3 protein-coding genes are annotated in these 2,651 nt (G+C 54.2%); all 3 read left to right on the forward strand.

Features of this window, described 5'->3' with window-relative positions:
• Positions 1-150: 150 nt before the first annotated feature.
• On the forward strand, positions 151-1,368 hold the full coding sequence (locus B3W37_RS08290) for a type II secretion system F family protein (protein WP_483175335.1): 1,218 nt from the start codon (positions 151-153) through the stop codon (positions 1,366-1,368).
• A 127-nt stretch (positions 1,369-1,495) separates the two neighbouring features.
• On the forward strand, positions 1,496-1,855 hold the full coding sequence (locus tag B3W37_RS08295) for a prepilin-type N-terminal cleavage/methylation domain-containing protein (RefSeq protein ID WP_483175336.1): 360 nt from the start codon (positions 1,496-1,498) through the stop codon (positions 1,853-1,855).
• A 90-nt stretch (positions 1,856-1,945) separates the two neighbouring features.
• On the forward strand, positions 1,946-2,651 hold a 706-nt coding region (locus B3W37_RS08300), incomplete at its 3' end, for a prepilin peptidase (protein WP_483175337.1).

Genomic DNA, 2,651 nt, shown 5'->3' on the forward strand with positions numbered 1-2,651 from the left:
CTCCCTGGAAGAAGTGATGAAAGTGGTCTACCTGGGGGATTAACCCGGGAAAGACCGTTGACCCCGGGGGGCCGCGGCCTGATGAAACCGGGGGGATAGATGAATGACAGAGCGGGCAGACAACGCTCGGGAATGAGGAGGGTATTAGCGATGCTCTATTCTTATCAGGCCCGGGACATGGCGGGCAATATCTTCAAAGGCAATATGGAGGCCGACAGCCAGAGCCTGGTGGTGCAGAATCTCTTGCACCAGAACTACATAGTCGTCGATATCAGAGAAGAGAAGGGGCGGGCCGCCGCCCGGGGGCGCCAGGTCAATCTGGACGCCTTGAATCCGGTCAAGACCCGGGACCTGGCGGCTTTCACCCGGCAGCTTTCCACCATGATCGGGGCCGGCATCCCCATCATCCGCTGCTTCGCCATACTGGCGGAACAGACCCAGAACCCCAACTTGAGAAAAGCTTCGGTGACGGTAAGCTCCGATCTGGAATCCGGGGCCGCTTTATGGGAGGCCTTAGGGAGGCATAAAGCCATCTTCCCCTCCATGTTCGTGTACATGGTCAAGTCCGGGGAGGCCGGCGGGGTATTGGACGAGGTTCTGATGCGCCTGGCCGACAACCTGGAGCGGGACGACGAGATCAAGCACAAGGTGCGCTCGGCCTCGGTATACCCGGTGATCCTCCTGACTCTGGCCACAGTTGTGGTGGTTTTCATGCTCACCTATATCATGCCCAGCTTCGTAAAGAGCTTCGGCCAGGCCGGCCAGGCCTTGCCCGCTTATACACAGTTCATGATGGGCATCAGCGAATTTTTAGGCAGCTACGGGCTGTGGCTCATCATAGCCCTCTTGCTCTTGTCTGCCCTGTTGATGTTGTGGGGACGCCAAGACAGCGGCAGATTGTTTTTCGACCGCCTCTATCTCAAAATGCCCCTGGTGGGCAAGACCGTAAATAGGGTGGCGGTGTCCCGCTTTACCCGCACTCTGGGGGCCTTGATCGGCTCCGGGGTCCCTATTGTTCAGGCTTTGGAGGTACTAGAGGACGCGGTTGGCAACAAAGTCGTCGGCAACGCCATAGCCAGGGCCAGAATGAGCATCAAGGAAGGCCAGTCAATAGCGGCCCCATTAAAGGACACCGGGGTATTCGAACCCATGGTGACCCATATGATCGCAGTGGGGGAAGAGACCGGCTCCTTGGACGACATGCTGGAGCGCATGGCGGTGTTCTACGACCGTGAAGTGAAATACGCGGTGGAGTCCATGACCTCGGCCCTGGAGCCTTTGCTGATCATCGTCGTGGGAGGACTTATCGGGTCCATCATAGTGGCCATTTACCTGCCCATCTTCAGCATTGTAATGACTATGCAATGATAAGGCAGCTAGTTGGTTTAGTAAAAGCAGGTAGTAGGTTCGCATGGGCGAAAAATAGAGGAGGTGATGAGGCTTAATTTTGGATCGAAGCGGATTCTAAACTCAGAAAAATGAGGAGGTCTATGAGATGTTGATGAAATTGAGACAGAAAATGCGCAGAGCACAGAACCAGCAGGGTTTCACCCTGGTTGAACTCATGGTGGTCGTAGTCATCCTGGGCATACTGGTAGCCATTGCGGTGCCAATGTATAACGGAGTGCAGGCTAATGCAAGAGAGAAAGCCGATGCCTCCAATATCCGTATAATCGACGGAGCAATTGCCCAATATTTGGCTGAGAATCCTGATGAAACAATCGATGACGCTACTGAAACGGAGGCCAAAGAATTACTCGAGGATTATCTCCAAGAATGGCCAACTTCTCCTGGGACTTACAGCATAGACAATGGTAGAGCTATATCAACTTATGGAGCAACAGAGGAACCATAAGAATAGTATCAATATTATAGTTGAGCTATTCTTTGAGATCAGGAGGACTGTTTGATCTGACAAAAAGATTGATTATGGAATGAAATTGAAGTGAATTTGATCTGTAACATAACCGTTTTCACACTCGGCCTAATCTTTGGCTCATTTGCCAATGTGGTCATTTACCGCCTCCCCCGGGGGGAGTCGGTGGTTTTCCCGGCTTCGCGGTGCCCCTCCTGCGGGCATCCGCTGAACGCCGGGGATCTCTTCCCGGTGTTCAGCTACATATTTTTAAGGGCTCGCTGCCGCTACTGCGGCACAGGTATCAGCCTCCGCTATCCCCTGGTGGAAGCCCTTACGGCGGTGTTGTTCTTACTGGTTTACATGACCTGGGGCCTGTCGGTTATGGCCTTGATGGGAATGGTCTTTAGCCTGCTGCTTTTATGTTGCGCCTTTATCGATTTGGACCTGGGGATCATCCCCGATCTGATCACGTTCCCAGGCATCTTTGCCGGACTGATCCTGGCGGCTTTTTCCGGGGGCCTGGTATCAGCCCTTTCAGGCGGGCTGGTTCTGGGGGGCCTTTTCCTGCTCCTGGCCCTGCTTTCCAACGGAGGCCTGGGAGGGGGCGATATCAAGCTGGCTGCTGTCATCGGTATATTCTGCGGCTGGCCCGTGGCTTTGACCGCCCTGGTTTTAATATCCTTGACCGGGGGGATATACGCCCTTTATCTCTTAATTGTCAAAGGGGCGGACCGCAAGACTGAGGTTCGCTTCGGACCCGTTCTAGCCCTGGGGGCCTTTTTGGCCTTTAATT

It is taken from the genome of Syntrophomonas sp. UBA5494 (genome assembly GCF_002426325.1).

Coding starts and splice junctions, on each gene's coding strand:
- B3W37_RS08290 (WP_483175335.1), top strand. CDS start 151: ATGCTCTATTCTTATCAGGCCCGGGACATGGCGGGCAATATCTTCAAA.
- B3W37_RS08295 (WP_483175336.1), top strand. CDS start 1,496: ATGTTGATGAAATTGAGACAGAAAATGCGCAGAGCACAGAACCAGCAG.